Here is a 26,979-nt window from a genome sequence, read left to right on the forward strand (position 1 = left end):
ACCCTACAGTGTGTAGGGCTGAAGGGTGGACGATGGCCAAGACCCTGAACGTGCCGCTCATCGGCACCCGGCGGCCCCGACCGTCGGACCGGACGGCCCGCGTGGCCCGGCGCCGCAGTGATCCGGGCCTCCTCGCTCTGGTCGCGGCCGGCTTCGTCCTGGCCCAACTGCTCCTCGTGCACCCCTGGATGGGCCTCGGCTGGGACGAGACCGTGTACATCAGCCAGGTCTCCCCGCACGCTCCCGCGGCGTTCTTCAGCGCGCCCCGCGCCCGCGGTGTCTCCCTGCTCGTCGCGCCGGTGGCCTCCTGGTCGTCCTCCACCACGCTGCTGCGCGTCTACCTCGCCGTCCTCTCCGGACTCGGCCTGTTCGTGGCCCTGCGCGTCTGGCGCGGACTGTTCCCGGTGCGCGTCCTGGCCCTGGCCGGCGCCCTGTTCGCGACGCTGTGGGTGACCCTCTTCTACGGGCCCCAGGCCATGCCCAACTACTGGGTCGCGATCGGCGCACTGGTCTGCGTCGGGTGCTTCCTGCGGGCCCAGGCCGGCGGCCGTGACCGGGCGGCGCTGTGGGGGACCGCACTGGGTGCCGCGCTCATGGCGTGGATGCGGCCCCCCGACGCGGTCTGGGTGACCCTGCCGCTTCTCGTCCTCGCGGTGGCGGCCCCCCGCCGGCGACGCGCCCGGCCGCTGCTCGCGCTCGTCGCGGGCCTGCTCGCCGGGGCGGCCGAATGGATCGTCGAGGCGTACGTCAGCTACGGCGGCCTGGGGCAACGGCTGGCCGACGGTTCGCGCATCCAGGGCGGCCTCGGCTGGAACATCGCGATCGGCGACCAGATGCGCAGCCTCGGCGGACGCGTGCTGTGCCGGCCGTGCGGCGGCGCGATGCCGAACCCCACCGTGATGGCGTGGTGGTTCGTCCTGCCGCTGCTCGCCCTCCTCGGCCTGGTGATCGCCGTCAGGGCCCGTCGCCGGGTGCCCACGGCGCTGCTCCTCGCCTGCGCCACGACGGCCGGGATCCCGTACCTCTTCATGATCGGGTACGCGGCCCCGCGCTTCCTCCTGCCGCTCTACGCCCTCGCCGCGATCCCCGTCGCCGACGCCCTCGCACATCTGCTCACCGTCCCCGCCGGGCGGTGGCGGCCGGTGATCGTGACCCTGGTGGCCGTCGGTCTCGCCGGGCATCTGGCCGTGCAGTTCGCGGTGCTGGAGGCCACGGTGCGGCGCACCGGCGGCAGTCACCACGGCTGGGCGGCGACCGCGGCGGAGCTGCACCGGCTCGGGGTGCGGCCGCCCTGTGCGCTGAGCGGCGCCGAGTCCGTGCCGATCGCCTTCTACGCCGGCTGTTCCTCCGTGGCGACCGGCGGCCACAACGCCAACGCCACCGCGGCGGGCATCACGCGATCGGCCCGCCACATGCCGGTCGCCGTCGTCACGGCCCCCGGAGGCGAGCCGCCCGCGTACGCCCGTACCTGGACACCGCATCGCGCCGGTGACGTCGACCTGTACGTCTCCCCGGGAACGAGGAGCGGTACGCCGTGACCCTTCCGCCGAAGCCGCCCCCACCGGCCGAGCGGGCGCGGCCGGACCTCCGTGGCCGTGCGGCGGGCCCGGGCCGGTCCGTCCGCGGCGAACCCGCGGGCGCGGCGACGCGGGTTCCGGCCGGGACCGGGGCGTCAGCCGCGTCCCGCACCGCCGGTCCGTCGGGCATCTCCCGCGCGTTCGACGTGGGTGCCGTGCCGACGGGCGGTGACGCCCACGGGACGTCACCGCCCGAGCCCGTACCCGGTCCGGGCGGCCCGTCGGCCCCCGCGACGACCGACGGCAGGTGGACGGCCGTCGGACGGCGACTGGCCGTGTGCGACGGGCGGGTGGGCCGGCACGCCGGGCTCTCGCTGCTCGTGCTGGTGTGCGCCGCGTTCCTCGCCCACCGGCATTGGCCGGTGCTGGAGGCGGGAGCCGGCCGGCTCGCCCACGCCGACCGGGGCTGGCTGCTGGTGGCGGCCGTCGCCACCCTGGCGACCTGGGTGTGCTCCGCGCTCGCCCAGCAGGGCGCGGTCCCGGAGCCGCTGCCCGCACGACGCCTGGTGACGGTCCAGTTCGCGGCAGCCTCCGCCAACCATCTGCTGCCCTCGGGGCTCGGCGCGGGTGCCGTCAATCTGCGCTTCCTGACCCGGTGCGGACTGCCGCTGGCCCGTTCCGCCACGGCGCTCGCGGTCAAGGCCTGCGCCGGAACCGTCGTACGCGGCTGTCTGATCGGCGGACTCGCCCTGACCTGTCCCGGCGCGCTGCGGCTCCCGAGACTCACGCCGAGCGCCTGGACCGTGGCCGCCTGGACGGCCGGTGCCGTGACGGTCGCCGTCGGCGGCGCTCTCCTCGCGGGACCGCTGAGGCGGGCCGTACGCCGTGTGCTCCTGGACGTCCGGGCCGTGCACGAGCTCCCCGCACGGGCCGCCGCGCTCTGGGGCGGCTCGTTCGCCTTCGCCGCGCTGCACACCACCGTGGTCGTCGCCGTCGCCCAGGCCGTCGGCCTGCCGCAGTCCCCGGCCCGGGTGGCCCTCGCCTATCTCGTCGCGAGCAGCGCCGCCGTCCTGCTGCCCACCCCGGGCGGCCTCGGCTCGCTGGACGCGGCGCTGGTACTGGCCCTCACCCTCGCCGGGGCACCCGCCGACGCGGCGGCGTCCACGGTCATCGGCTACCGGCTGCTCACCGTATGGCTCCCGTTGATCCCCGGTCTGGTGGCGCTCGGTCTGCTGATCCGCCGCCGGGTGCTGTGAACGGGGAGAGCGCCCCGGGCCGTACGGCGGTCAGGACGTGTTCAGACTTCCGCTGACAGCCTCGGGCCTCATGAGCCATGAGACGACAGAGGCCCAGGGGACTCCCGAGTCCTTCGGCCGCCCCGGCGCCCCGGACACCACCGGGCGCCGCGTGCGCTGGAACAAGGTGCCCGAGGTCACCGCGTACTTCTGGATCATCAAGGTGCTGTGCACGACGGTCGGTGAGACCGCCGCCGACCTCCTGAACGAGAAGATGGGGCTCGGTCTGACCGGTGTCTCCCTGCTGATGAGCGCCCTCCTGGCGGCCGTCCTGGTGGTCCAGTTCCGGACGAAGGGCTACCGGGCGGGCGTGTACTGGCTGGCGGTGGCGCTGATCAGCGTCGTGGGGACGCTGATCAGCGACAACCTGACCGACAACCTGGGCGTGCCGCTGGAGACCAGCACCGCGGTCTTCGGCGTCGCCCTCGCCGTGACGTTCTTCGTCTGGTACCGCCGCGAGGGGACGCTGTCCATCCACAGCGTCGACACCCTGTCCCGTGAGGCCTACTACTGGCTGGCGGTGCTGTTCACCTTCGCTCTCGGCACCGCGGCCGGTGACCTGGTCGCCGAGCGCATGGCCCTCGGGTACCGGGTCTCCGCCGTGCTGTTCGCCCTGGCGATCGCCGCGGTCGCCGTCGCGCGCTTCGCGCTCGGCCTGAACGCCGTGCTCAGCTTCTGGATCGCGTACATCCTGACCCGTCCGCTGGGCGCGTCGATCGGCGACTACCTCTCGCAGCCGACCGGCGACGGCGGTCTGGGCTTCGGTACCGTCGTCACCAGCGTGCTGTTCCTGGCGGTCATCATCGGACTGGTCGTGTACCTCTCGATCACCCGTCGCGACATCACGGACACCGACAGGTCGGCCCTTCAGGAGGGCTGACCCTTCGGCCGGCCGGCCACGACGGCCCGTACGCGTCGGACCCCTCACCCCGACGGAAGACGGACCACGAAGCGCGCGCCCCCGGCCCGTGCCTCCTCGTGGTGGACCTCGCCCCCGGCGGAGCGGGCCAGGCGTCGCGCGAGCGGCAGACCGAGCCCGGCTCCGCCGTGTCCGTCCCCGGGATCGGCACGGCGGCCGGGCTGGAAGAGCTGCGGCACGAACGACGCGGGTACGCCCGCTCCGTCGTCCCCGACCTCCACGCGGACCCCGCCGCGCCGCGCGCCGGCCCGGATCTCGACCCGGGCGGAGGCGTGCCGCAGCGCGTTGTCGAGCAGCGGGCTGACGATGCGCTCCAGCAGGGCGTCCGGAACCCCGGCGATCAGCCCCGCCTCGGGGCCGGCGACGCCGATCTCCACCTCGGGCCGCGTCGGGCCGGAACGGTCCGCGAGCCGGCGCAGCACGGAGACGACCTCGGTGGTGCCCGGCGCGGCGGACGCGCCGTCCCGGGCGTCGTCGAGCAGCGTGTCGCAGATCGTGCGCATGGACCGGGCGGCGTCCGAGATGGCCTCCTGCGCGATCCGGGTCTCCTCCGCGGACCGCGGCCGGGACTGCCACCAGTCGAGTTCGGCGATGATCCGCGCGAGCGGATTGCGCAGCTCGTGCGACAGCTCCTGGGTGAGCTGCCGCTCATGACGCAGCAGGGCCCGGATGCGGTCCAGGAGGGCGTCGAGCGACCCGCCCAGCCGGGCGAGCTCGTCGGGCCGCGCGACGCTCCCGAAGCGTTCCTCGGAGGCCACGGCGCTCCACCGGGTGGCCTGGTCGGTCATGGTGCGCACGGGCCGCAGGGCGCGCCCCACGGCGAGGCGCGTCAGCGCGTACGTGCAGGCGAGCATGACGGCGTCCAGTGCCAGCGAGGCGAACAGCAGGGTGTCGGCCGAACCGAGGTACGGGGACAGGTCGAGGGCGGTGACGACGGTCGCGCCGGTGCCGTCCCCCGGCACCGGCCGCGCGCACAGCCGGACCGGATCCTGTCCGCCGGAGGTGACGCAGCGGGTCCCGCCCCGGGCGGCGAGCGCGCCGGCCGCGCGGGTGAGGGGCCCCGTGCCCGTGGCCGCCGGGGGCTTCTCCAGGAGCCGCCCGCCCGCGTAGATCCACACGTTCGCGTCGAGCAGTTCCTCGCCCGGCGTCTCCAGGACGCGCGGCCGGGGGCCGCTGGTGTCGACCGTCGCGGCGACGGCGGTGCCCCGGGTGCGCAGCTCGTCGTCCGCCTGGTGCTGGAGGTGCTGCCGCACGACGGTGTTGAAGGCGACCGTGAGGATCACCATCAGGAGGGTGGCGGTGGTGAGCGCGACCAGCGAGAGCCGGCCGCGCAGGGTGCCCGGACGCCATGAGGCGAACACCCCGCGGCGCGCGGACCGGGCCGGGGAGCCGGCCGCTGCGGCCTGCTCCCCGCTCGCGGGATCCGGCCTCATGACAGCCGGTGTCCGATGCCTCGCGCGGTCGTGACCGTCAGCTCGCTGCCGCCGTCCCGGAGCTTGCGGCGCAGCCGGGTCAGATACTGGTCGAGCGTGTTGTCGCTGACCTGGGCGCCCTCGGGCCAGCCGGCCCGGGTCAGCTCGCGACGGCCGACGATCGCCCCGGACGCCGCCATCAGCGCCGCCAGCAGCCGGAACTCCGTCGGAGTCAGCGCGACGCGACGGCCCCGCACGGTCAGGCTGTGCGCCACCGGGTCGAGGACGAGGTCGCCCGCGGTGTCGGACGGACCCGGTCCGGCGCGCTTGAGGGCCGCCCGCAGCCGGGCCGCCAGCTCCGGCAGATGGAACGGCTTGGGCAGATAGTCGTCGCCCCCGGCCGCGAAGCCGGCCAGCCGGTCGGTGAGGTGGTGGTGCGCGGTCAGGAAGATCACGGGGGAGAGGAAGCCGTTGGCGCGGATCGCCTGGCACACGTCCCGCCCGTCGGCGTCGGGCAGGCCGACGTCGAGGACGACCGCGTCGACGCCGTCCCCGGCCAGCCGCAGCGCGGTCGCGCCGTCCGGCGCCGGCACGGTGTCGAAGCCCTCGTCCCGCAGCCCCCGCCGCAGCACGTCACGCAGCGCGTGGTCGTCCTCGACGACCAGGATCCGCCGCCTCATACGGTCCGCTCACCCGCTCTTGGCGAGCCGGGGCGCGAGGAGCAGGACCCCGAGCCGTGACGCGGTCAGCGGGTGTCCCGACACGTCGGGCAGTCTTCGTACGGCCGCCACCGTCGCCATCGCGACCAGGGTGCCGACCAGCAGACCGGCCGCCACGTCGTGCGGATAGTGCACACCCACCCAGACCCGGGAGGCGGCCATCGCGCCGGCGGCCACGACGGCGACCGTGCCGAGGCGGCGCGAGAGGAGGAACAGGGCGACGGCCGCCGCGGCCGCGATCGCCGCGTGATTGCTCGGGAACGACCAGTCCCCGTGGGCCGGGCATGCCTCCAGCGTGGTCACCCGCAGGCTCTGGCAGGGGCGGTCCTCGCGCACCAGCAGCTTCACACCGAGATCCACTCCGTACGCCACGACCACGACCACGGGTACGGCGAGCGCGAGCAGGGCCGCCCTGGGGCTCTCGCGGCGGGCGCGCCACCAGGTCAGCACCATCAGCACGGCGAACAGGCCGAGCCCGTACGTCGACCAGAGGGACACCGTGCTGTCGAGCCACGAGGGGGAGGACTGGGCGAGTCCGGTCACGTACCGGTACGCGGAGCCGTCGATGGCCGATCCGTCGAAAGCAAGGTTCATCCCCGCACCTCCTCCTCGCTCGGGGTGCCCCGGCGGCGCGAGCGGTACAGCTCGATGGCGAGGGGGGTCAGGGACACGAGGACGATGACGGCGACGATCGGGAGCAGATACTTGTCGACGTTCGGGATGGACGAGCCCAGCGCGTAGCCCGCGAGGGTGAGGCCGATGCTCCAGACGAGGCCGCCGACCACCTGCCAGAGGGTGAAGGTCCGCACCGGCACGCCCAGGGCGCCCGCCATCGGGTTCAGCACCGTACGCACGACGGGGACGAAGCGGGCCAGCACGATCGCCTTGGCGTGGCCGTACCGGTGGAGGAGCTCCTCGGCGCGGTGCGCCCCCGACTGGAGGCGGGGGGAGGAACCGCGGGCGAGCAGCGCGCCGCCCGCCTTCCGGCCGATCAGATAACCCGTCTGGGCGCCGATCAGGGCGCCCAGAGCCGCCGCGATCAGCAGCGGGGGGAGCGACAGCTTCAGGCCGTGCTGTCCCGAACCCGTGCAGAGCAGGCCCGCCGTGAACAGCAGGGAGTCACCGGGCAGGAAGAAGCCGATCAGCAGGCCGGTCTCCGCGAACATCACCACGCCCACCCCCAGCACACCGAAGGCGGCGAGCAGGGACTGAGCGCTGAGAATATTCACGGCGAGGTCGGACGCTGTGAACAATGGTGCGGCCATCGTCGCGGACCCTCTCATACTGGTAGGGACGGGCAGGGCCGAAACCCGGACCCGACTGACTACAATTCTGTAGACGGTCTACTGAACTGTAGACGATGGTGGGGTGAGGATCGTTCCCATGAGCAGTGACAAGGACGAACGCCGGCCGGCCGGAGAGCTGGAGGCCAGCGTGATGGCGGCGCTCTGGGCCGCGGGCGTGCCGCTCACGCCCGGCCGCGTGCAGAGCGAGCTGGACTCCGGACTGGCCCGCACGACGGTGACGACGATCCTGTCCCGGCTGCACGAGAAGGGAATCGTCGGCCGCGAGAGGCTCGGGCGGGGTTACGCGTACTTCCCCGTCCAGGACCCGCACGGCCTCACCGCGCGCCGCATGCACACCGAGCTCGACCGCGACGACGACAGGGAGACCGCGCTGGCCCGCTTCGTCGCCCAGCTCAGCCCCGACGACGAGCAACTCCTGCGGGACCTGCTGGAGCCGGACCTCGACGTGCGCCCGGAACCGGGTGAGGGATGATCCTTCTCCTGCTGGTGCCGCTGCTGGTCCCCTTCGCGCTGGGACCGCTGGCCCGCCGCTGCCTGGACCGGCTCACCCCGGTGGCCGCGCTGTGGTCGGTGACCCTCGCGCTCGTCGTGCTGGCCGGGGCCTCCGTGGCCGCGCTGGGCGCACTCGTCCTGACGGGGCTGCTCAAGGTGCCGCTGCTTGCCGGTCTCGGCAACCTCGTCCACCCGCTGCGCACGGCCTCGGACCTCGTCGTACTGCCCGCGGCCGCCGCCGCGACCGGCGTGCTCACCGTCGGCGCCTGGACCGTCGTCCGCTCGGCCCTGCGCCAGCTGCGCGCCTTCCGCTCCGCCCGCAGCCAGGCGGACCGCCGTCCCGCCGCGGGCGACCTGTGCGTCATCGAATCACCGCACCCCGACGCCTACGCCCTCCCGGGGCGCCCGCACCGCATCGTCGTCACCACCGCGATGCTGCGCAGCCTCGGCGCCGACGAGCGCGAGGCCCTCTTCGCCCACGAGCGGGCCCACAACGCGGGCGGCCATCACCACTTCCTCGTCGTCGCCGAACTGGCGGCCCACTGCCACCCGGGGCTGCGCACGGTCCGCGCGACCGTCGCGCTCGCGGCGGAGCGTGCCGCGGACGAGGCCGCCGCCGTCACCGTGGGGGACCGCAGGCTGATCGCCCGGGCCATCGCCCGCGCCGCCCTGGCCACGGGCGAGGCCCGCTCCGAGCGCCCCGACTTCGCCCCCGCGGCCACCGCCGGGCCCGTCCCCCAGCGGGTCGCGGCCCTTCTCTCCACGCCCCGGCACCGCCCCCGCGCCGCCGCCTGGATCGCCGTCCTGCTCGCCGCCTGCGCCGCCGTGTCGGCCGGCGCGGCCGGTGCGGGCGTCGTGGCCTTCCACCACCAGGTGGAGGTCGCCCAGGGCGAGGAGACACGCTGACGGTTTCCGGGAAGCCCGGCCGTTCCGGACCCGCGCGCCCCCCGTGCGGCCGGCGCTCCCGTGCAGGTCGCCGGGCCCGCGAGGTTGATGTCGGATTCTCGCCAGCCCCGGTGCGCGGGGTGCCCGATGCTTGAGGGATGCGGAACGGGATGCACACGGACGAGGAGCGCTGCGTGCGGGCCGTCCAGTCGAAGGACGCGCGGTTCGACGGATGGTTCTTCACCGCGGTGACGACGACGAGGATCTACTGCCGGCCCAGCTGCCCGGTCGTGCCGCCGAAGCCCAGGAACATGACCTTCTACCCGAGCGCCGCCGCCTGCCAGCAGGCCGGATTCCGGGCCTGCAAGCGGTGCCGCCCGGACACCAGCCCCGGCTCACCCGAATGGAACCATCGCGCCGACCTGGTGGCCCGCGCGATGCGGCTGATCGCCGACGGGGTCGTCGACCGCGACGGCGTACCGGGCCTGGCCGCCCGGCTCGGCTACAGCACCCGCCAGATCGAGCGGCAGCTCCTGGCCGAGCTGGGCGCGGGACCCCTGGCGCTCGCCCGCGCCCAGCGGGCCCAGACCGCCCGGCTGCTCATCGAGACGACACCGCTCCCGATGGCCGAGGTCGCCTTCGCCGCCGGCTTCTCCTCCATCCGCACCTTCAACGACACGGTCCGCGAGGTCTTCGCCCTGTCCCCGAGCGAGCTGCGCGCCCGCCTGCCGCGCAACCGGGCCGGAGCCACGACCGCGGCCCCCGGCCTGCCGGGCGTACTGAATCTCCGGCTCCCCTTCCGTGCCCCGCTCAACCCCGACAACCTCTTCGGACACCTCGCGGCGACCGCCGTACCCGGAGTCGAGGAGTGGCGCGACGGCGCGTACCGGCGGACCCTGCGGCTGCCGTACGGGCACGGGGTCGCCGCGCTGACACCGATGCCGGACCACATCGCGTGCCGGCTGACCCTCAGCGACCTGCGCGACCTGTCCGTCGCCATCAGCCGCTGCCGCCGCCTGCTGGACCTGGACGCCGATCCCGTGGCGGTAGACGACCAGCTGCGCACGGATCCCCTGCTGGCGCCGCTGGTCGACAAGGCCCCCGGCCGCCGGGTGCCGCGCACGGTCGACGAGGCCGAGTTCGCCGTACGGGCGGTGCTCGGGCAGCAGGTCTCCACGGCCGCCGCCCGTACCCACGCCGCTCGACTGGTCACCGCGTACGGCGACCCGGTGGACGACCCCGAGGGCGGCCTCACCCATCTCTTCCCCTCCCCTGAGGCACTTGCCGCGGGGGACCCCGCCTCGCTCGCGATGCCCCGCACCCGGCGTACGACCTTCACCACACTGGTCGGTCAACTCGCCTCGGGGGAGCTTCATCTGGGAGTGGAGAGCGACTGGGCGGAGGCGCGGGCCAGGCTTCTCGCGCTTCCCGGCTTCGGCCCCTGGACCGCCGACGTGATCGCGATGCGCGCCCTCGGGGACCCGGACGCCTTCCTCCCCACCGACCTCGGAATCCGGCGCGCCGCACAGGAGTTGGGGCTTCCCTCCACCCCGGCCGCCCTGACGGCCAGGGCCGCGGCCTGGCGCCCCTGGAGGGCCTACGCGGTCCAGTACCTGTGGGCCACGGACAGCCACCCGATCAACTTCCTCCCGGCGCCGGCCGGCGCCCCGAGCTCCTCGGGAAAGCCCAGCGCCCCGAAGAGCTCCAGCACCTCAAGCACCCCGCGCGGCAAGGACGTTCAGTGAAACGGCACACGGTCATCGACAGCCCCTACGACCCCCTCACCCTGGTCGCCGACGACGACGGCGTCCTATGCGGGCTCCACATGGTCGGCCAGCGCCACCGTCCGCCCGAGGAGAGCTTCGGCGAGCGAGACGACACCCTCTTCGACGAGGTCACGGAGCAGCTGAACGCCTACTTCGAGGGTGAGTTGAAGGAGTTCACGATCGAACTCCGCCTGATCGGGACACCGTTCCAGCGCAGCGTGTGGGACCAGCTGCGGAGGATCCCGTACGGCGAGACCCGGTCGTACGGCGAACTCGCCGAAGCCCTGGGCAACATGGGCGCCTCCCGCGCCGTGGGCCTGGCCAACGGCAAGAACCCGATCGGGATCATCGTGCCGTGTCACCGCGTGATCGGCGCGAGCGGCGGCCTCACCGGCTACGGCGGCGGGCTGGACCGCAAGCGACACCTTCTCGACTTCGAGAGCGGATCGGCACTCTTCTGACACCGCTCCGCCCACACCGCCGCTCTCGCACCGTTTCGCTCACACCGTTCCCCTCACACAGCCGGACCAGCGCCATGACCCGTATGGCGCACCGCGCTCTTCTCCCGAGTGACCCCGGTGGCGGGTCCCGCGATGGGCTGGTGTCTGGAGGAAGGGGGAGCAGGCAGAGAGCGGGAGACCATGGAGCGGAAGTTCAAGCGCCTCGCGACGGCCCGGGCCGCCGGGGCCGCCGGGGTGGCGTTCGCCGTCCTGACGGCCGCGGCGATCGTGCTGGTGCGCATCGCCCTGCCCGGCAGCGGGGACGGCGTGACCCTCGACGCCGGACAGCGCAGCGGCGTCCGCACGGCGCTGGAACTGGTGCCGTTCGCCGGGATCGCGTTCCTGTGGTTCATGGGCGCTCTGCGCGAGCAGGCCGGCCAGGCCGAGGACCGGTTCGTCGCCACCGTGTTTCTGGGCAGCGGCCTGGTCTTCGTCGCCACGCTGTTCGGCGCGGCCGCGGCGGCGGGGACCGTGCTGGGCGAGGGCGGCCAGGGCCCGTCCTTCGGCAGCCACTTCGCCTACGCGCTGCTGACCACGTACGCGATGCGGATGGCGGCCGTGTTCATCATCGCGACCTCGACCATCGGCCGCAGGCTGGGCGTCCTCCCGCGCCCGCTCGTCGTCGTCGGCTACCTGGCGGGTCTGACGCTGCTCGTGGCGGGATCGGGCGTGCCCTGGTCCGAGCTGGTCTTCCCGGCCTGGGCGCTCCTCATCAGCCTGAACATCCTGTCGGGCCGGCGCGCGGACACGGCGCCGCCCACGGCCCCGACCTGAACCGACCTGGTCAAGCCTGATTCCGTCCCGTCCCGTCCCGTCCACTCCGATCCGGTCCAGTCCGGCCGCATCGCTCACTCGAACGGTCTCCCCTCGTCGCGGCCCCCGGCCGGGCCGCCGAGAGTGATGGCAGGAGGGTTGACCGGGCCCTTGGAGAGGACCGATCCCGTGGTACGGATTGCCGTCGATCTGAACCGCTGTCAGGGGTACGCGCAGTGCGCCTTCCTCGCCCCCGAGATCTTCGCCATGCACGGCGAGGAGGCGCTGCTCTACGACCCGGACGCCGACGAGGCGCACCGCGAGAAACTGGACCGGGCCGCCGCGGCCTGTCCGGTCGGCGCCATCCTCGTGGACGCCGTGGAATCCGACGATGTGCCCCGCACCGCGGCGGCACCTGGCGGCGCGGCACCCGACTCGGCGGACGCCCCGGCCGAGGAGGTGTCCCGTGCTGGGTGACGGATCCCTGGAGAGGTTCAAGCGCGACGGCCGCATCGTCGTCGTCGGCGCCTCGCTGGCCGGGCTGCGGGCCGCCGAGACACTGCGGGAGAAGGGCTTCGCCGGGTCACTGACCATGATCGGCGACGAGCCCGGCGAACCGTACGACCGGCCGCCGCTGTCGAAGCAGGTGCTGCTCGGCCGGGCGGGCGCCGAGCGCACCGCACTGCCCAGGCTCCGGCCGCTCGACGCGACCTGGCGCCTCGGCGTGGCGGCCGCCGGCCTGGACATGGCCGCCCGGCGGGTGCGGCTGGCCGACGGCGACGAGGTCCCCTACGACCGGCTCCTGATCGCCACCGGCGTACGGGCGCGACCCTGGCCGAACGAGACCGAGGCGGAGCTCGACGGCGTCTTCGTGCTGCGCACCCGCGAGGACAGTGCCGCGCTCGCGCGCCGGCTCGACGCGGGCCCCCGGCGGGTTCTGGTCATCGGAGCCGGATTCACCGGCTCCGAGATCGCCTCCGCGTGCCGCGAACGCGGCCTGCCCGTCACCGTCGCCGAACGCGGCGCCGCGCCCCTGGTCGGCGCGCTCGGCGGGGTCGTCGGCGCGGTCGCCGCCGAGATGCAGCGCGACCACGGCGTGGACCTGAGGACCGGGGTCATGGTGACCGCCCTGGAGGGCGACGCCGCGGGACGCGTACGCGTCGCGCGGCTGTCCGACGGCTCCACCGTGGAGACCGACGTGGTGATCGTCTCGCTCGGCGCCCTCCGCAACACCGAGTGGCTCGCCGGGTCAGGACTCGGCGCGGGCCCCCGCGGCATCGCCTGCGACGCCGGATGCCGCGCCTTCGACATCCGCGGCATCGTCACCGACGACATCTACGCCGCCGGTGACGTCGCCCGCTGTCCGAACGCCCTCTTCGGCTACCAGTTCCTCTCCCTGGAGCACTGGGGCAACGCCGTCTCGCAGGCCAGGACCGCGGCGCACAACATGCTCAGCGAGAGCACCGACCGCCTGCCCCACATGGAGGTTCCGGCGTTCTGGTCCTCGCAGTTCGGCGTCAACATCAAGTCCGTCGGCATCCCCTCGATGGGGACGGAGATCCTCATCTCCCAGGGCTCGCTGACCGATCACCGGTTCCTCGGGGTCTACGGGTACCAGGGCCGCGTCATCGGCGCCGTCTCCTTCGACCAGGGACGATGGCTGCCGTTCTACCAGGAGCTGATCGAGGCCAACGCGCCGTTCCCGCCGATGTTCGCCACGGTCGACCGGCGCCCGGAAGGACGGCGGCCGCTCGACGCGGACTTCCCGGACCCCTCGGTCCCCACCCACGGCCCCACCGTGACCCTCAGCGGATACGCGCCCGCCGACCGCCGGCTGACGTTCGTCCCGGCGCACTGACCGCAGGCCACGAGGACTCTAGGACTCGCCATGACGCAATCCCTGCTGCACCAGATCCTGGACTACGCCAACCGGGCCGACCCCTACCCGATCTACGAGGAGCTGCGCAGGACGCCGGTCCATCACGAGGCCGACGGGCCGTACGTGATCAGCACGTACTACGAGATCCGCAGCCTGCTGCACGATCCCCGGATCAGCTCCGAAGCCCGCAACCTGGCCTCGAACGCGGCCGACCCGCTGGCCTCCGAGGCGCCCGCCGAGGAGAGCACGCTGCCACCGAGCTTCCTGCGGCTCGACCCGCCGGAGCACGACCGGCTGCGGCGCATGACGAACCGTCCCTTCGGGCCGCCGCACTCCCCGCACCGGGTCGACGGGATGCGCGGGGAACTCCACGACATCGTCACCGGCCTCATCGACGGCATCGGCGACCCCGACCGGATCGACCTGGTGGAACAGTTCTCGTACCCCTTCCCGGTGACGGTGATCTGCCGCCTGCTCGGGGTGCCGCGCGAGGACGAGGCGCGCTTCCACTCCTGGGCGGACACCATCGCCGCGAGCCTGGACCCCGACCCGGGCGCCGATTCCGGCGACCGCGACAAGGACACCCAGGACGCCCGGATGCAGCTGGGCATGTACCTGGCCGGACTGATCGAGGACCGCCGCAAGAACCCGGGCGAGGACATGCTCTCCCAACTGGCCACGGCCAAGGGCGAGGACGGTCCGATGACCACGATGGAGCTCCTCAGCACCGCGGCGCTGCTGCTGATCGCGGGACACGAGACCACCGTCAATCTGATCACCAACGGGATGCTCACCCTGCTGCGCAACCCCGACGTCCTCCAGCGGCTGCGCGCCGATCCGCGGCTGGCCGTGCCCGTCGTCGAGGAACTGCTGCGCTTCGAACCGCCGGTGCAACTGATCCCGCAGCGCACCGCCCTCGCCGACATCGAGATCCGCGGGGTCACGATCCCCAAGGGCGCCCCGGTGTGGCTGGTCCTGGCGTCGGGCAACCGCGATCCCCAGCGTTTCGAGGACCCGGACCGCTTCGACCCGGACCGCCGGGACATCCAGCACCTGGGCCTCGGCAGTGGCATCCACAGCTGCTTCGGCGCACCCCTCGCCCGCCTGGAGACCCAGTTCGCCCTCGCCGAGCTGGCCCGGAGACTGGAGAACCCGCGGCTGCTGGACGACCCGCCCCCGTACCGGCGCAACGCGGTGCTCCGCGGACCGCGCCGGCTGCACCTGACCTGCGACGGGATCCGCCCCTGACGGGGCGCCTCGGGTCAGCGCCCGTGCCCGTCGTCCCAGCTGGTGTCAGGCCCACGCGGTCCGCCACGTGATCACTGCCGAACACAGCGGTGGTCGGGAGTCGGCGGCCGCCCGCATGAGCCGGAACTCCTCGCGGGTGCACGCCAGTTCGAAGAGCTCCTTTCCGGACGCCCGGCCGCGACGGGGAAGCGCGGCGAGCGCCCGCGCGCGTAGCCACATCGCGGCCGGACAAGGCGTTCGTGGCTAGCGGTTCGCCGTGTGCAGCCGCCGCAGCAGTTCCGGCAGCGCGGTGCCGATCGGTTCGCGCACGATCTCGTCGGCGCGTTCGTCGTACGGGGTCGGTTCGGCGTTCACGACGACGAGCCGGGCTCCGTGGTCGGCGGCCACACCGGCGAGGCCGGCGGCCGGCTGGACCTGGAGACTGCTGCCGACGGCGATGAACACCTGGCAGGCTTTGGCGACGGCTGCGGCCTGGCCGAGGACGACGGGGTCGAGATTCTCACCGAACATGACGGTCGCGGGCTTGAGGATGCCACCGCACCTCGAACACTCCGGGTCGTCCTCACCGGCGTCGACGCGGGCGAGAGCGTCCTCCATGGATGTCTTCGTGTGGCACCGGGTGCACATCACTGTCCTTGCGGTGCCGTGGAGTTCGAGAACCTTGCGGGCGGGCATCCCGGCGAGTTGGTGCAGTCCGTCGACGTTCTGGGTGAGGACCCGCACCGGCACCCCGGCCCGCTCCAGCTCGGCCACGGCCCGGTGCGCGGCGTTGGGCTCGGCCCGCAAGGCACCGCTCTCCCGCCGCATCAGCCACGCCCGGCGCCTGATCTCCGGATCGCTCATGTAGTACTCGTACGTCACGAGCTTCTCGGCCTCGGGATCCTTCCGCCACAGCCCGTTGGGCCCGCGATAGTCGGGGATCCCGGAATCGGTGGAGATCCCGGCTCCGCTGAGGATGGCGACGAGGGGCCTGTTCATGGGCCGAGAGTAGGGCGCCTTCCTGTTCGGATCGAGCGATTATGAGGCGTGGCCACTCCGGCGGGCCGTGCTGAAGGACCGAGATCCACATCGGTTCGCGCCGGGCGTCCGAAGACCGGTCAGCCGGGCGCGACGTCCTCCGCGGGCAGCCGTCCCGCCCGTACCGCGTCGACGAGTGCCTGATGGTCGCGCTCGTTCTGGTCGGCGTACGCCTCCGCGAAGGTAACGAGGGCCCGGTCGAAGGAGTCCTTCGCGCCCAGGTAGGAGGCGATCGCGATCCGGTCGCCGGACCGTGCGTGCGCGCGGGCGAGCGTGAGGCCGCAGACGCCGCCGAAGGTCTCCAGCTGCCTGGGCGACATCGTCTCCGGCATCGCGATGCCCTTCCAGTCGCGCAGTTGCCGTACGTAGAAGTCGCGGCGCTTGCCGTCGACACCGTCCACGCGTTCCCAGCCGAGGAAGATGTCGCTCGCCGCCTGCATCAACCGCTGCCCCGCGACCACGCGTTCGCCCTGGTTGCGATACCGGCTGGCTCCGACGTGGTCGGCGAGGACGGAGGTGTCGGCTTCCTTGGCCTGGAGGAACAGCGGGTCGCGGCCGTCCCGTCCGAGGAGCAGGAAGATCCAGCACCGGGTGCCGACACTGCCGACTCCGACCACCTTGCGGGCGACGTCCGCGAGCTGGTAATCGTCCAGGAGGGCGCGCCGGTCGGACGGCAGCGTGACCCCGTACCGCTCGATGAGTCCCCGGAACTGGCGCTCCAGTGCGGCGCGTTCTGCGTCAGGCAACAGGTCGGCCGCGGGCACCAGGAGCGGGGGATCCGGGGCGATCATCGGCCGGCCGTCGACCAGACGCGTGAGTTTGTCGAAGACCTGCACGGTGTCGCGCGAGCGAGCCTTCACCAGGGCGTGGTCCAGCTTCTTCTGCCCGCTCTTGCGGAGCTGGCCCGTCGTGAGGGACCGGAGACGATCGGCGTCGATCTTGGCGTACCAGACGTCGAGGTTGCTCATGCCGGCGAAGCGGATCATCGCTTCGCGGTACGAGCGCACGGTGCCGCTCACGATGCGGGCGCGCTCGGTGGCCTCGAAGCCGTTCGCCCGAGCGGCGATGACGAAGCTCGCCGACAGCCGTTTGACGTCCCATTCCCAGGGGCCGGGCAGCGTCTCGTCGAAGTCGTTGATGTCGAACATCAACTTCCGCTCCGGTGAGGCCAGCAGCCGGAAGTTGAGCAGATGGGCGTCCCCGCACAGTTGGGCCGTGATTCCCGAGTCGGGGCTGCCGGCCAGGTCGGATGCCATGATCGCCGCGGCGCCCCGGTAGAAGCGGAACGGGGACTCGGTCATCCGGCTGTACCGGATCGGCACCAGCTCCTGCACCCGGGCCGCGGACTGCTCCTCCAGAATCGCCAGCGGGTCCGGTCTCTTCCGACCGGGTTCGTACACCGCGTGTCCCGACCTGGGAGAGCGGCGCCGCGCCCCCCTGCCGAGTGCCGCGCGTTCCTCGGGTGTCGCGTGTGGTGACGTTCGCATCGCGGTGGTCGCGTGCTTGGGCATCGGAGTCTCTCCTGCCTGGCACTGCGACCCCGGGTGATCACGGCAGTCGAACCGCTGTCGTGTTCCCCTCACGTGGGCGCCGCGCCGATCGTCTGTTCACAGCCCTGCGCTTCGATCCCGGCGTCGGCGACACGGGCAGCCTCCACCCAACAGTAGGTCTGCCCCCGGCACCCCGCACGGCGGCGAGGCCGTGCGGGGCGAGGCCGTGCGCGGGGAGGCACGCGCCCTCGCTGCGACCGGCGGTCGTGCATTGTTGCCCGGTACCGCGGCCCGGCCCTTCCGAGTGCTCGGGTGCCGGCCGGGTCGCCCGCCGCCGTCGTGATCGAGCAGCGAAGGCAGGGTACGGCTGCCTCCCCGACACTCGGACGGTCCAACCGGAGCGTGATGGACGGCAGGGAGGACCCACGGCCCGTTCCCTCGCGTCCGCACGAGCCGAGGAACCGGCCTGCGGATCGCTCCGCGCGCCGTCCGGCATCCGGCGTGGCAGCCTGAGGGCGGAGGTCTCCGACCAGGCCGCCTCTGCCGGTGGCAGGCGGCGCGACGGCGCGCGTACTCCGTGACATGTGATCCGGCCGGAGGCGTTCAGACATGCGCCCCCGGTCCCGTCTGCGAGGAGTGGATGCGTATGCCGGCCGGACCGGCAGCCGGGCCCGCCAGCGCCCCACAGAACCCGCTCGACGTCGTCCGCAGCCGCAGCTACATCTCCCTGCTGGTCATCGCGGCCGTTCTGGGCGTCCCCATCTCCTGCGTGGCCTACGGGTTCCTCGCCCTCGTCTCGGAACTCCAGTCCTTGCTCTACGAGGACCTGCCCAAGGGCCTCGGCTTCAGCGGAACACCGGACTGGTGGGCCGTGCCCCTGCTCGCCGTGGCCGGCGTGCTGGTCGCCCTCACCATTCGCCACCTGCCCGGAAAGGGCGGGCACGAGCCGGCCGAAGGCCTCAAGACAGGCGGCACACCATCGGTGACAGCGGTGCCCGGCGTCGCCCTCGCCGCGATCGCCACGCTCAGCCTCGGCGCCGTCCTGGGCCCTGAGGCCCCGCTCATCGCCCTCGGCGGCGGACTGGCGGTCGGCGTGGTCCGGATGCTGAAACGGGACGCCCCTCCCACCGCCCTCGCCGTCGTCGCGGCGGCGGGCAGTTTCGCGGCGATCAGCGAACTCCTCGGCTCCCCCCTGCTCGGAGCCTTCCTGCTGATGGAAGCCTCCGCCCTCGCCGGGCCGATGCTCGGCGTCGTGCTGGTGCCGGGCCTGCTCGCCGCGGGCGTCGGCTCGCTGATCTTCACCGGCCTGGACGCCTGGACCGGACTCGGCACCTACTCCCTGGCGCTGCACCAGGTGCCGCCAGCCGACCGGCCGACACTCGCCGCGTTCGGCTGGGCGATCCTCGTGGGCGTCGCCGCGGCGCTCATCGGTGAGGCCGTCCGCCGCTCGGCCCAGCGCCTGGAGGCGCAGGTGGAGCGGCGAAGGCTGACGCTCACCGTAGCGATGGGCGTGGTCGTCGGACTGCTCGCTCTGCTCTACGCCACGTTCACCGGCAAACCGATCTCCGGCGTCCTGTTCTCCGGCGAGAGCACCATCGGCCCCCTTCTGGCCGACCAGGCCACCTACTCCGTCGGTACCCTGCTCCTCCTCGTCGTGTTCAAGTCCCTCGCCTACAGCGCCTCGCTCAGCGCCTTCCGCGGAGGTCCGGTCTTCCCGTCCCTGTTCATCGGGGGTGCGGGCGGGCTGGCCATGTCCCATCTTCCGGGCCTCGACACCACCACCGGCTTCGCCCTGGGCGTGGGCGCGCTGAGCGTTGCCATGCTCAAACTGCCGATGACCTGCGTCCTGCTGGCCACCCTGCTCCTCGGTTCCGTGGGGCTGACCGTCATGCCGTTGGTGATCGTGGCGGTGGTGGTCTCCTACGTACTGACTCTCAGACTCGCCGGTCGAGCGCCTCGTCCAGCGTCGTCGCTGCCATGATGAGGGAGAGATGGGTGAACGCCTGCGGGAAGTTTCCCAGTTGCTCACCGCTCGGGCCGATCTCCTCGGCGAACAGACCGACATGGTTGGCGTACGTCTGCATCTTCTCGAAGGTGTAGCGGGCCTGCGGCAGCCGTCCCGCGCGGGCCAGCGCGTCGACGTACAGGAACGTACAGAGGCTGAACGTCCCCTCGGAGCCGCGCAGTCCGTCCGGCGAGGCCTCCGGGTCGTAGCGGTAGACGAGGCTGTCGGAGACGAGGACCCGCTCCATGGCGTCCAGCGTGCTCAGCCATCCGGGGCTGCGCGCGGCGACGAAGCCGACGCGGGGCGCCAGCAGCAGGGAGGCGTCCAGGACGTCGCTGCCGTAGTGCTGGACGATGGCCTGCTGCTTCTCGTTCCAGCCGTTCGCCATGACCTGTTCGAGGATCGCGTCCCGGGCCTTCGTCCAGCGGACCGTGTCGGCCGGCCGGCTGTACTCCATCGCCAGCTTCAGACCCCGGTCGAACGCGGCCCAGCACATGATCCGGCTGTAGGTGAAGTCCTTGCGGCCGCCCCGGGTCTCCCAGATGCCCTCGTCCGGGCGGTCCCAGGAGTCCGCGAGCCAGTCGAGGATGCCGGACAGCGCCTTCCAGCCCTGGTAGCCGCCCTGTTCCCGCACGGCGCGGCCCTCGGCCAGCGCGTAGAGGGCCTCGCCGTAGATGTCCAGCTGCAACTGGCCCGCGGCCCCGTTGCCCGCGCGTACGGGATACGAGCCACGGTAGCCCTCGAAGTGCTCCAGGATCTCCTCCGTCAGATGCGGGTCGCCGTCGACCCGGTACATGATCTGGAGGGGTTCGTCGTCGGGTCCTTCGCGTGCCGCCAGCCGGTCGCCGAGCCAGCGCGTGAAGTGGGTCGCCTCCTCGACGAAGCCGAGGTCGAGCAGTGCCCGCACGGACAGCGAGCCGTCCCGCACCCAGGTGTACCGGTAGTCCCAGTTGCGCTCACCGCCGATCTGCTCGGGCAGGCCCATCGTGGCTGCGGCGACCGGCGCCCCGGTCGGGGCGTAGGTCAGGAGCTTGAGGGTGATCGCGGAGCGGTGCACCATCTCCGTCCAGCGGCCGCGGTAGTTCGAGGTGCGGACCCACTGCTGCCAGAAGTCGACGTTGCTCCACAGCTCCTCGGTGACTCCGTCGAGCGTGGGGGGTGGCGGGGCCTCGCCGTCCGGCCCGCACACCGTGAACACCACGGCCGCCTGCTCGCCGTTGGCGAGGGTGATACCGCCCCGGACGTCCTGGCCGTCGCGTTCGAAGGGGATGTTGCCCTGGAGGTGACCGGTCGCTCCCGGGGACCTGAACGTGGCCTTGCCCGGCGCCAGTTCGAGTTCATGGGGCGCCCGCGCGTAGTCGAACCGCGGCCGGCACTCCAGGGTGAAGTGCACGGTGCCGCGCACCGAGCGGATCACCCGCACCAGACTGTGCCGGTCGCTGGGGGTCGGACCGGTGAGGACCGGCATGTGGTCGATGATCTCGCCCACGCCGTCCGGGGACATGAAGCGGGTCACCACGACCGCCGTGTCCGGGTAGTAGAGCTGCCGCCAGGATCCCTCGGGGTGATCGGGGGCGAGACGGAAGTAGCCGCCGCCGTCGTGGTCGAGGAGCGAGGCGAAGACGCTGGGGGAGTCGAAGCGCGGTGCGGCGAACCAGTTGATCACGCCGCGGGACGACACCAGGGCCGCGGTCTGAAGGTCCCCGACTAGACCGTGGTCGGCGATGGGCGGATAGCGATCCATACGGGCCTCCTTTGTCAGGCCGCCTGGGCCGTGACGCGTCCCGAGCGGACGGCGTCGACGAGCGCCTGATGGTCCTTCTCGTTCTGGTCGGCGTACGCCTCCGCGAACGGGACGATCGCCCGGTCGAAGACGTCACCCCCGCCCAGATAGGAGGCGATGGCGATCCGATCGCCCGACCTCGCGTGCGCGCGGGCCAGCGTGGCACCGCACAGCTCGCCGAACGCCCGCATGCCCGCCGGGACCATGAGCTCCGGCTCGGCGATGCCCTTCCAGTCGCGCAACTGCCGTACGTAGAAGTCCCGTCGGCGGCCGTCGATGCCCTCGGCCCGCTCCCAGCCGAGGAAGATGTCACTGGTGGCCTGCATCAGCCGCTGGCCCGCGACCACCCGCTCGCCCTGCGTCCGGAACTCGCTCGCGCCGACGTACTGCGCGAGCACCGACTCGTCCGCCTCCTTGGCCTGCAACAGCAGCGGATCCGAGTCGTCCCGGCCGAGCATGAGGATGATCCAGCAACGGGTGCCCACACTGCCGACCCCGACCACCTTGCGGGCCACGTCGGCGAACCGGTACTGCTCCAGCAGGAACCGCCGGTCCGAGTTCAGACTCCGGCCGTAGCTCCCGATCAGCCTGCGGAGCTGCTTCTCCAGAGCACCGCGTTCCATGTCGGGCAGCAGATCCTGCAACGGCATGACGAGCGGGGGATCGGCGGCGATACGCGCCTTGCCGTCGACCAGGTGCGTGAGCTTGTTGAACGCCTGGAGACTGTCCCGGCTGCGTGCCTTGTCGGTCGTCTTCTTCCAGCGGTCGCGGGCGTGCGAGCCCAGCTCCCCGGCGATGTGCGTCCGTACCCAGTCCTCGTCGAAGTGCGTGTACCAGACCGGGAGATTGCCCAGACCGGCGAAGCGCCTCATCCACTCGCGGTACGAACGCACCGTCGTACGGACGATGTCGGCGCGCTCCTTGCCGCTGTAGCCGTTCGCCCGGCCCGCGATGACGAAGCTGGCGGCCAGCCGTTTGACGTCCCACTCCCAGGGGCCGGGCAGCGTCTCGTCGAAGTCGTTGATGTCGAACATCATGCGGCGCTCCGGCGAGGCCAACAGGCGGAAGTTCAACAGGTGCGCGTCACCGCACAGTTGGACCCTGATACCGGACCGGGGAGTGCCCGCGAGGTCCGCGGCCATGATGGCGGCTGCCCCGCGGTAGAAACGGAAGGGCGACTCGGTCATCCGGCCGTAGCGGATCGGTACGAGGTCCTGCAATCGGGTCGCGGACTGCGCCTCCACGATGTCCACCGGGTCGGGCCGCTTCGGCCCGGGGGAGAAGTCGGCGTGACTCGAGCGCGGCACCGCGGACCGGGCGGCCTTGCCGAGCGCGGCGCGTTCCGCCGGGGTGTGGTGCGGGGGGTTGCTGCCCGCCGGGTGCTTGGGGGTCATTGCAGACGCTCCGCGATGAGGTCGACGGCGCGCGCGGCGCCGGCGAGGGTGGTCGGCGAGGGAGCACCGCGCCGATGATCGGGAGGGAGTTCCTGTCGGGGACGTGCGGGCGGTCGACGGCGTGGGGCTCGCCGGCCATGCTCGGCATGCCGGTGACCTGACGGCGGCCGCGGCGCAACATGGGTCGTCGTGGGAGGGGCCCGGTCCGATCACCAAGGTAGCCCCGGCTCATATGTCCGGCGAGTTGGGCCGTTCGGGGTCGGATGTCGGCGGCGGAACACCGGATTTGTGGAGGTGTTCCGGGGAGGTGACGATGAGGGCATGCGCGATACGGCGGCGCCGAGCCGCGCGAGACCACGCGGAGGCGGCGATGGTCCTTGACCTGGTCCTCATCGGTCTGGTGATCGCCCTGGACCCGCTGCCCGTCACAGGATTCGTGCTGGTCCTGTCGGCGCGCAACGGAATCTGGAAGGGCCTCGTCTTCATCCTGACCTGGCTGGCCACTTTCGTGGGCATCATCGCCGCGGTGCTGCTGATGACGGGCGGCCAGCCACCAGCCCCGAAGTCCGCGCCGTCCACGGCCTCCCTGGCCGCCAAACTGGCCATCGGCCTCGGAATGATCTGCTACGCGGAGCGGACGCGACGCAACATCGGAAAGCGGCAGAAGTCGGCCGGCTTCATGGCGCGGATCGAGCGGATCTCCCCCTGGTCCGCCGCGGGACTGGCGCTGCTGCTCCAGCCGTGGGGGATGGTGGCGGCCGGAGCCGCGACCGTCGTGGATGCCGACCTCGCGCAGGCCGCGTCGTACGCGGCACTGATGGGCTACGTCCTGCTGGCCAGTTCCAGCCTGCTGACGATGGAGCTCTACGCGACGTTCGCGCGGCGGTCGGCGCAGGTTCGGCTCGCCAAGCTGCGTACCTGGCTGGAGGGGCACCAGGAGCAGGCGCTGGTGTCGCTGGTCCTCTTCCTGGGGCTGTGGCTGGTGGGCAAGAGCATCTACCAGCTGACCGCGTGAACCACCCGAAAGGCCCGAACGGCTCCCTCGGCCAGGGCCCGCTCGGCGTTCGGCGGAGGCTGCGGGGAGCCGTCGTACCGAAATGCGGCCGCTTCCGTCCGGTGCTGCAATGGCAGGGACCTGGGGCAGGGCAAAACCATGACCACGCAGGGGTGAAGCCGTGAGCGAAGATGAATTTGTCGAGATGGGACCGATCGACTATATCGTCGTGGAGTTTCCCGGTAACCGAATGACCGGTGAGGGACTTCCGATCCTGGTCGATCTGGTGGACCGGGGCCTCATTCGGATTCTCGACCTTCTGTTCGTGAGGAAGGACGAGGACGGGTCCGTGGCCGGCATGGAGATCGCCGACTTCGACGGAGACGGTGCCCTCGACCTCGCCGTGTTCGAGGGCGTGTCCTCCGGTCTCCTCGGCGAGGACGACATCGCGGAGGCCGGGAAGGCGCTGGAGCCCGGCAACGCCGCCGGAATCCTGGTCTACGAGAACGTGTGGGCGGCGCCCTTCGCCGCCGCGCTGCGGCGTGGAGGAGCCCAGATGGTCGCCTCCGGACGCATCCCGGTGCCCGCCGTGCTGGCGGCGCTCGAGGACACGGACGCCGGATAGCCGTCGCACGAACGGGCAGCGGCCCCGCACGTGGTGCGGGGCCGCTGCCCGTTCCCGGTTGTTCCGGGGGAGTGCGGTCGGCTACGCGGTACGGGCGTCCCGGCCGGATCCGACGCACAGCGCCCAGATGACGAACGCGTCCACGGCGATCAGCACGCTGGCCCACACCGGGGAGTACGGCAGCCACATGAAGTTGGCGACCATGGCCAGCCCCGCCAGGGTGATGCCGACGATCCGGGCCCACAGCATGCCGCGGAACACGGCTATGCCGGCGAAGACGATCAGGACGCCGAGGGTGAGGTGGATCCAGCCCCAGCTCGTGAGGTTGAAGGTGTAGACGTAGTTGCGGGTGGTGACGAAGACGTCGTCCTTGGCGATGGCGGCGATGCCCTGGAATATCGCCATCGCACCTCCGAAGATCATCATGACTCCGGCGAAGGCGGTCCAGCCGGACACCCACGCCCCCGAACTGCCGGCGGATTCCTGTTGGTGGTGCATACCCGTCGTAGCCATTGCGAGCTCCTCCTGCGTAGGTCTCGCCACTGACCGGGCGACGGTCGGTGGCCCACATTTCAGCTTGCCATGGGAATGAGGGACCGGCAGATCGTCGCAAAGCCCGTCCGACGGGAGCGGGATCGGGGTGCGGGGGATTCCGTTCGGTGTTCCAATGGTCCTGCCCGGTGCGCCGAGATGAATTCGGCGCGCAGAGGGGAAGGAATCCCTTTCGGGCTCGTTCCGTTTGTCTCGTGCCGGAAAGGAAACACCGTGCCAGGTCTCCTCCGCGGGGTCGCCCGCACCGCCGTGGTGGCCGGTACGGCCACCGCCGTCTCGAACCGCGTGTCACGTCGCCAGCAAGGTCGATGGGCTCAGCAGGAAGCACAGCAGCAGTACCAGGAGCAGCCGCCCCCGCCCCAGCCCGCCGCGCCGGCCGACGACATGAGCAGCAAGATGGATCAGCTGAAGCAACTGGGGGACCTCAAGACCCAGGGCGTCCTCACCGAGGCCGAGTTCGAGGCGCAGAAGGCCCGGATTCTCGGCTGATCGCACAGGACCCCCGTCGAGGAAACCTGACAGAACCTCGACGGGGACACACATGGTGAACACCGGCCCGGCGGCCGGGGGCCGAGCCCCCGGCCGCCGGGGCGTGCCGGGGGCTCGGCACGCCCCGGCGGCCTCGCCGGTCAGCCCACCCGGTGGCCGTTCTCCAGTTCCGCGGTGCCCGAGCCCTCCGCGAGGACGTCGAGCGCGGTGAGGACACGGCGGCCCGAGGCGCCCAGGAGGTGGGCGGCCACCTCCTCGCGCGGCACCAGCCGCCAGGACAGCAGCTCCTCCTGCTGGAGCCGGATCGCGCCGAGCTCCCGCTCGCCGAGCACCCCGCCGTCGTAGAGGTAGGCCACCAGCGGCGGGCGCTCAGGACCGAGGACCCAGTCGACGGCCAGCAGCCGTCCGAGCTCCACGTCGAGGCCGATCTCCTCGGCCGTCTCACGGCGCGCGCCCTGCCGGGGGCTCTCGCCGTCGTCCGACTCCACCGTTCCGCCCGGAAGCGTCCAGCCGTCGCGGTAGTTCGGTTCGACGAGCAGGACCCGCCCGTCGGCGTCACGGAAGAGCGCGGCGGCCCCGACGAGGACACGGGGCAGGCCGGCGATGTACGTGGCGAAGTCCGAAGTGGTCACGGGGGAAGCGTAACGAGAGGACCGGCGGGTTCCCGGTCTCCGGCGCCGCCGCCGACTCGGACGTCACCACCGACTCGGCGCTGCCCCTGCCCCGGCTCGGGCGCTGCCCCGCCCCCCGGATCGGGCAGCGCCCCGCCCTCCGCTCGGGCGGCGCCCCCGCCCCCTGCTCGGGTTCTCCCACCCGCTCCGGTGCCGTCTCCCGGCTCAGGCTTCGAGCAGGGCGACCGTGCGGGACGCGAGCTCGCTGATCCGTACCCCGTCGAAGCCGAACACGGCGCTGCGGACGGTGTCCTCCAGCGGGTCCTTCCACTGCGGGGGAATCGCCTCCGCCCCGCACAGCACGCCCGCGACGGAGCCCGCGGTAGCGCCGTTCGAGTCGGTGTCGAGACCACCGCGGACCGTCAGCGTGATGGTGCGGGTGAAGTCGCCGTCGCCGTACAGCAGCCCCGCGGTCAGCACCGCCGCGTTCGGGACCGTGTGGATCCAGCCCATCCCCGCGGTCTCCTCGGACACGGTGGCGAGCGTGTCCTCCCAGGTCATCCGGGTCTCGTGCAGCGCGATCACCCGCCGCACGGCGCGGGACAGACGGCTGCTCGCGGGGATCACGCCGAGCGCCGAGTCCAGCGCGTCCCGGACGGAGGGGGCGGTGAAGGCCGCGGAGATCAGCGCCGCCGCCCACATCGCGCCGTAGACACCGTTGCCGGTGTGGGACAGGACGGCGTCACGGCGGGCCAGCGAGGCCGCCCGCATGGGCAGCCCCGGGGACGTCCAGCCGTAGACGTCGGCCCGGATCAGCGCGCCGATCCACTCCTGGTACGGATTCTCGTACGTCGCCGTCACCGGCGGTTTCAGACCCTGGGCGAGATTGCGGTAGGCGGCGCGCTCCGCCGTGAACGTCTGGAGATACGGAAGTCGCGCCAGCCACAGGTCACCGACCTGCTCCGTGCTGAACGTGAAGCCGTGCGTCTCCAGCAGGTCGAGGCCGAGGATCGCGTAGTCCACGTCGTCGTCACGGCAGCTGCCGTGGATCCGGCCGCGCACACAGCTGCGCCACTCGGGCCGCAGCTCGAACTCGCCCGCGTGGTCGTCGGCGGGCCCGGGGAGATAGTCGGTCAGGGGCAGGGCCCCGGCCTGCCGCAGATAGCGGTCGATCCGGTCCCGCGTCCAGTGGTCGCCCTGCTCGACCGGCTTGCCGAGCATGTTGCCCGCGATCCGGCCCAGCCAGCCCCCGAGGACGCGGTCGGCGATGTCGGTGCCCACAGGGGTCATGGCTCCGGTCTACCCAATTCCGGGCGGTCCCGCAGGC

Annotated in this window: 26 protein-coding genes; 15 read left to right on the plus strand and 11 right to left on the minus strand. The window is 72.4% G+C overall.

Annotated features, from left to right (window positions below; genetic code table 11):
* The first annotated feature begins 32 nt into the window (after positions 1 to 32).
* The 3 genes from ACZ4AA_RS23980 (at position 33) to ACZ4AA_RS23990 (ending at position 3,692) form a co-directional block, all read left to right on the plus strand.
* The gene (locus ACZ4AA_RS23980) at positions 33 to 1,538 is read left to right on the plus strand and encodes a hypothetical protein (RefSeq protein ID WP_467606210.1); all 1,506 of its coding nucleotides are present in this window, start codon (positions 33 to 35) and stop codon (positions 1,536 to 1,538) included.
* A 308-nt stretch (positions 1,539 to 1,846) separates the two neighbouring features.
* Positions 1,847 to 2,773: a lysylphosphatidylglycerol synthase transmembrane domain-containing protein gene (locus ACZ4AA_RS23985; protein ID WP_467606622.1), complete on the plus strand. Its 927-nt coding sequence runs from the start codon at positions 1,847 to 1,849 to the stop codon at positions 2,771 to 2,773.
* 70 nt (positions 2,774 to 2,843) lie between these two features.
* Positions 2,844 to 3,692, plus strand: a complete 849-nt coding sequence (locus tag ACZ4AA_RS23990; protein ID WP_467606214.1) for a COG4705 family protein — start codon at positions 2,844 to 2,846, stop codon at positions 3,690 to 3,692.
* 44 nt (positions 3,693 to 3,736) lie between these two features.
* On the opposite strand, the gene ACZ4AA_RS23995 is transcribed toward ACZ4AA_RS23990, so the two are convergent.
* The 4 genes from ACZ4AA_RS23995 to ACZ4AA_RS24010 are packed head-to-tail and all read right to left on the minus strand — an operon-like array spanning position 3,737 to position 7,127.
* Positions 3,737 to 5,164 (minus strand): sensor histidine kinase, encoded by a 1,428-nt coding sequence (locus ACZ4AA_RS23995; RefSeq protein WP_467606217.1) that lies wholly within the window; start codon positions 5,162 to 5,164, stop codon positions 3,737 to 3,739.
* Positions 5,161 to 5,823 (minus strand): response regulator transcription factor, encoded by a 663-nt coding sequence (locus ACZ4AA_RS24000; protein ID WP_467606221.1) that lies wholly within the window; start codon positions 5,821 to 5,823, stop codon positions 5,161 to 5,163. Before ACZ4AA_RS24000 ends, ACZ4AA_RS23995 begins: the two co-directional genes overlap by 4 nt.
* A 9-nt stretch (positions 5,824 to 5,832) precedes the next feature.
* Positions 5,833 to 6,456, minus strand: a complete 624-nt coding sequence (locus ACZ4AA_RS24005; protein ID WP_467606224.1) for a phosphatase PAP2 family protein — start codon at positions 6,454 to 6,456, stop codon at positions 5,833 to 5,835.
* The gene (locus ACZ4AA_RS24010; RefSeq protein ID WP_467606227.1) at positions 6,453 to 7,127 is read right to left on the minus strand and encodes a DedA family protein; all 675 of its coding nucleotides are present in this window, start codon (positions 7,125 to 7,127) and stop codon (positions 6,453 to 6,455) included. Before ACZ4AA_RS24010 ends, ACZ4AA_RS24005 begins: the two co-directional genes overlap by 4 nt.
* 118 nt (positions 7,128 to 7,245) lie before the next feature.
* Here ACZ4AA_RS24010 and ACZ4AA_RS24015 point away from each other — a divergent pair, with 118 nt between their 5' ends.
* From ACZ4AA_RS24015 to ACZ4AA_RS24050, 8 genes are all read left to right on the plus strand, one after another.
* Entirely contained in the window at positions 7,246 to 7,641 is a 396-nt protein-coding gene (locus ACZ4AA_RS24015; RefSeq protein WP_467606231.1) for a BlaI/MecI/CopY family transcriptional regulator, read from the plus strand.
* A complete protein-coding gene (locus ACZ4AA_RS24020; RefSeq protein ID WP_467606234.1) occupies positions 7,638 to 8,567 on the plus strand; it encodes a M48 family metalloprotease in 930 nt (309 codons plus the stop codon). The genes ACZ4AA_RS24015 and ACZ4AA_RS24020 overlap by 4 nt, the downstream gene beginning before the upstream one ends.
* Positions 8,568 to 8,704: 137 nt before the next feature.
* The gene (locus tag ACZ4AA_RS24025) at positions 8,705 to 10,291 is read left to right on the plus strand and encodes an AlkA N-terminal domain-containing protein (protein ID WP_467606237.1); all 1,587 of its coding nucleotides are present in this window, start codon (positions 8,705 to 8,707) and stop codon (positions 10,289 to 10,291) included.
* Positions 10,288 to 10,773 carry a methylated-DNA--[protein]-cysteine S-methyltransferase gene (locus tag ACZ4AA_RS24030; protein ID WP_467606240.1) on the plus strand — a complete coding sequence of 162 codons (486 nt, stop codon included), beginning with the start codon at positions 10,288 to 10,290 and terminating at the stop codon, positions 10,771 to 10,773. Before ACZ4AA_RS24025 ends, ACZ4AA_RS24030 begins: the two co-directional genes overlap by 4 nt.
* 180 nt (positions 10,774 to 10,953) lie before the next feature.
* A complete protein-coding gene (locus tag ACZ4AA_RS24035) occupies positions 10,954 to 11,586 on the plus strand; it encodes a hypothetical protein (protein ID WP_467606242.1) in 633 nt (210 codons plus the stop codon).
* Positions 11,587 to 11,712: 126 nt separating this feature from the next.
* Entirely contained in the window at positions 11,713 to 12,042 is a 330-nt protein-coding gene (locus ACZ4AA_RS24040) for a ferredoxin (protein WP_467606244.1), read from the plus strand.
* Entirely contained in the window at positions 12,032 to 13,423 is a 1,392-nt protein-coding gene (locus tag ACZ4AA_RS24045) for an NAD(P)/FAD-dependent oxidoreductase (protein WP_467606248.1), read from the plus strand. The genes ACZ4AA_RS24040 and ACZ4AA_RS24045 overlap by 11 nt, the downstream gene beginning before the upstream one ends.
* Before the next feature lie 30 nt (positions 13,424 to 13,453).
* Positions 13,454 to 14,692, plus strand: coding sequence for a cytochrome P450 (locus ACZ4AA_RS24050; protein WP_467606251.1), 1,239 nt, complete (start codon positions 13,454 to 13,456; stop codon positions 14,690 to 14,692).
* A gap of 243 nt (positions 14,693 to 14,935) precedes the next feature.
* Here ACZ4AA_RS24050 and ACZ4AA_RS24055 read toward each other — a convergent pair whose 3' ends face one another.
* On the minus strand, positions 14,936 to 15,670 hold the full coding sequence (locus tag ACZ4AA_RS24055; protein WP_467606254.1) for an SIR2 family NAD-dependent protein deacylase: 735 nt from the start codon (positions 15,668 to 15,670) through the stop codon (positions 14,936 to 14,938).
* Positions 15,671 to 15,789: 119 nt separating this feature from the next.
* Positions 15,790 to 17,220 carry a DUF2252 domain-containing protein gene (locus ACZ4AA_RS24060; RefSeq protein ID WP_467606257.1) on the minus strand — a complete coding sequence of 477 codons (1,431 nt, stop codon included), beginning with the start codon at positions 17,218 to 17,220 and terminating at the stop codon, positions 15,790 to 15,792.
* Between the two features lie 625 nt (positions 17,221 to 17,845).
* Between ACZ4AA_RS24060 and ACZ4AA_RS24065 the strand changes: the two genes are divergently transcribed.
* Positions 17,846 to 19,180 (plus strand): chloride channel protein, encoded by a 1,335-nt coding sequence (locus tag ACZ4AA_RS24065; RefSeq protein ID WP_467606262.1) that lies wholly within the window; start codon positions 17,846 to 17,848, stop codon positions 19,178 to 19,180.
* Here ACZ4AA_RS24065 and ACZ4AA_RS24070 read toward each other — a convergent pair.
* Complete coding sequence (locus ACZ4AA_RS24070) at positions 19,134 to 20,948, minus strand: glycoside hydrolase family 15 protein (protein WP_467606265.1); 1,815 nt, start codon at positions 20,946 to 20,948, stop codon at positions 19,134 to 19,136. The genes ACZ4AA_RS24065 and ACZ4AA_RS24070 overlap by 47 nt on opposite strands.
* Positions 20,949 to 20,962: 14 nt before the next feature.
* Positions 20,963 to 22,381: a DUF2252 domain-containing protein gene (locus ACZ4AA_RS24075; RefSeq protein WP_467606269.1), complete on the minus strand. Its 1,419-nt coding sequence runs from the start codon at positions 22,379 to 22,381 to the stop codon at positions 20,963 to 20,965.
* A gap of 370 nt (positions 22,382 to 22,751) precedes the next feature.
* Between ACZ4AA_RS24075 and ACZ4AA_RS24080 the strand changes: the two genes are divergently transcribed.
* Positions 22,752 to 23,396: a GAP family protein gene (locus tag ACZ4AA_RS24080; protein WP_467606271.1), complete on the plus strand. Its 645-nt coding sequence runs from the start codon at positions 22,752 to 22,754 to the stop codon at positions 23,394 to 23,396.
* A gap of 184 nt (positions 23,397 to 23,580) precedes the next feature.
* Positions 23,581 to 24,000 carry a DUF6325 family protein gene (locus ACZ4AA_RS24085; protein ID WP_467606625.1) on the plus strand — a complete coding sequence of 140 codons (420 nt, stop codon included), beginning with the start codon at positions 23,581 to 23,583 and terminating at the stop codon, positions 23,998 to 24,000.
* Between the two features lie 81 nt (positions 24,001 to 24,081).
* Here ACZ4AA_RS24085 and ACZ4AA_RS24090 read toward each other — a convergent pair whose 3' ends face one another.
* Positions 24,082 to 24,513 carry a DUF7144 family membrane protein gene (locus ACZ4AA_RS24090; protein ID WP_467606275.1) on the minus strand — a complete coding sequence of 144 codons (432 nt, stop codon included), beginning with the start codon at positions 24,511 to 24,513 and terminating at the stop codon, positions 24,082 to 24,084.
* A 252-nt stretch (positions 24,514 to 24,765) separates the two neighbouring features.
* Between ACZ4AA_RS24090 and ACZ4AA_RS24095 the strand changes: the two genes are divergently transcribed.
* On the plus strand, positions 24,766 to 25,041 hold the full coding sequence (locus ACZ4AA_RS24095; RefSeq protein WP_467606279.1) for an SHOCT domain-containing protein: 276 nt from the start codon (positions 24,766 to 24,768) through the stop codon (positions 25,039 to 25,041).
* Between the two features lie 140 nt (positions 25,042 to 25,181).
* Here ACZ4AA_RS24095 and ACZ4AA_RS24100 read toward each other — a convergent pair whose 3' ends face one another.
* Complete coding sequence (locus tag ACZ4AA_RS24100; protein WP_467606282.1) at positions 25,182 to 25,673, minus strand: NUDIX domain-containing protein; 492 nt, start codon at positions 25,671 to 25,673, stop codon at positions 25,182 to 25,184.
* A gap of 204 nt (positions 25,674 to 25,877) precedes the next feature.
* The gene (locus tag ACZ4AA_RS24105) at positions 25,878 to 26,942 is read right to left on the minus strand and encodes an ADP-ribosylglycohydrolase family protein (protein ID WP_467606284.1); all 1,065 of its coding nucleotides are present in this window, start codon (positions 26,940 to 26,942) and stop codon (positions 25,878 to 25,880) included.
* Between the last annotated feature and the right edge of the window lie 37 nt (positions 26,943 to 26,979).

The sequence above is a fragment of the Streptomyces sp. NPDC024698 genome (assembly GCF_055559015.1).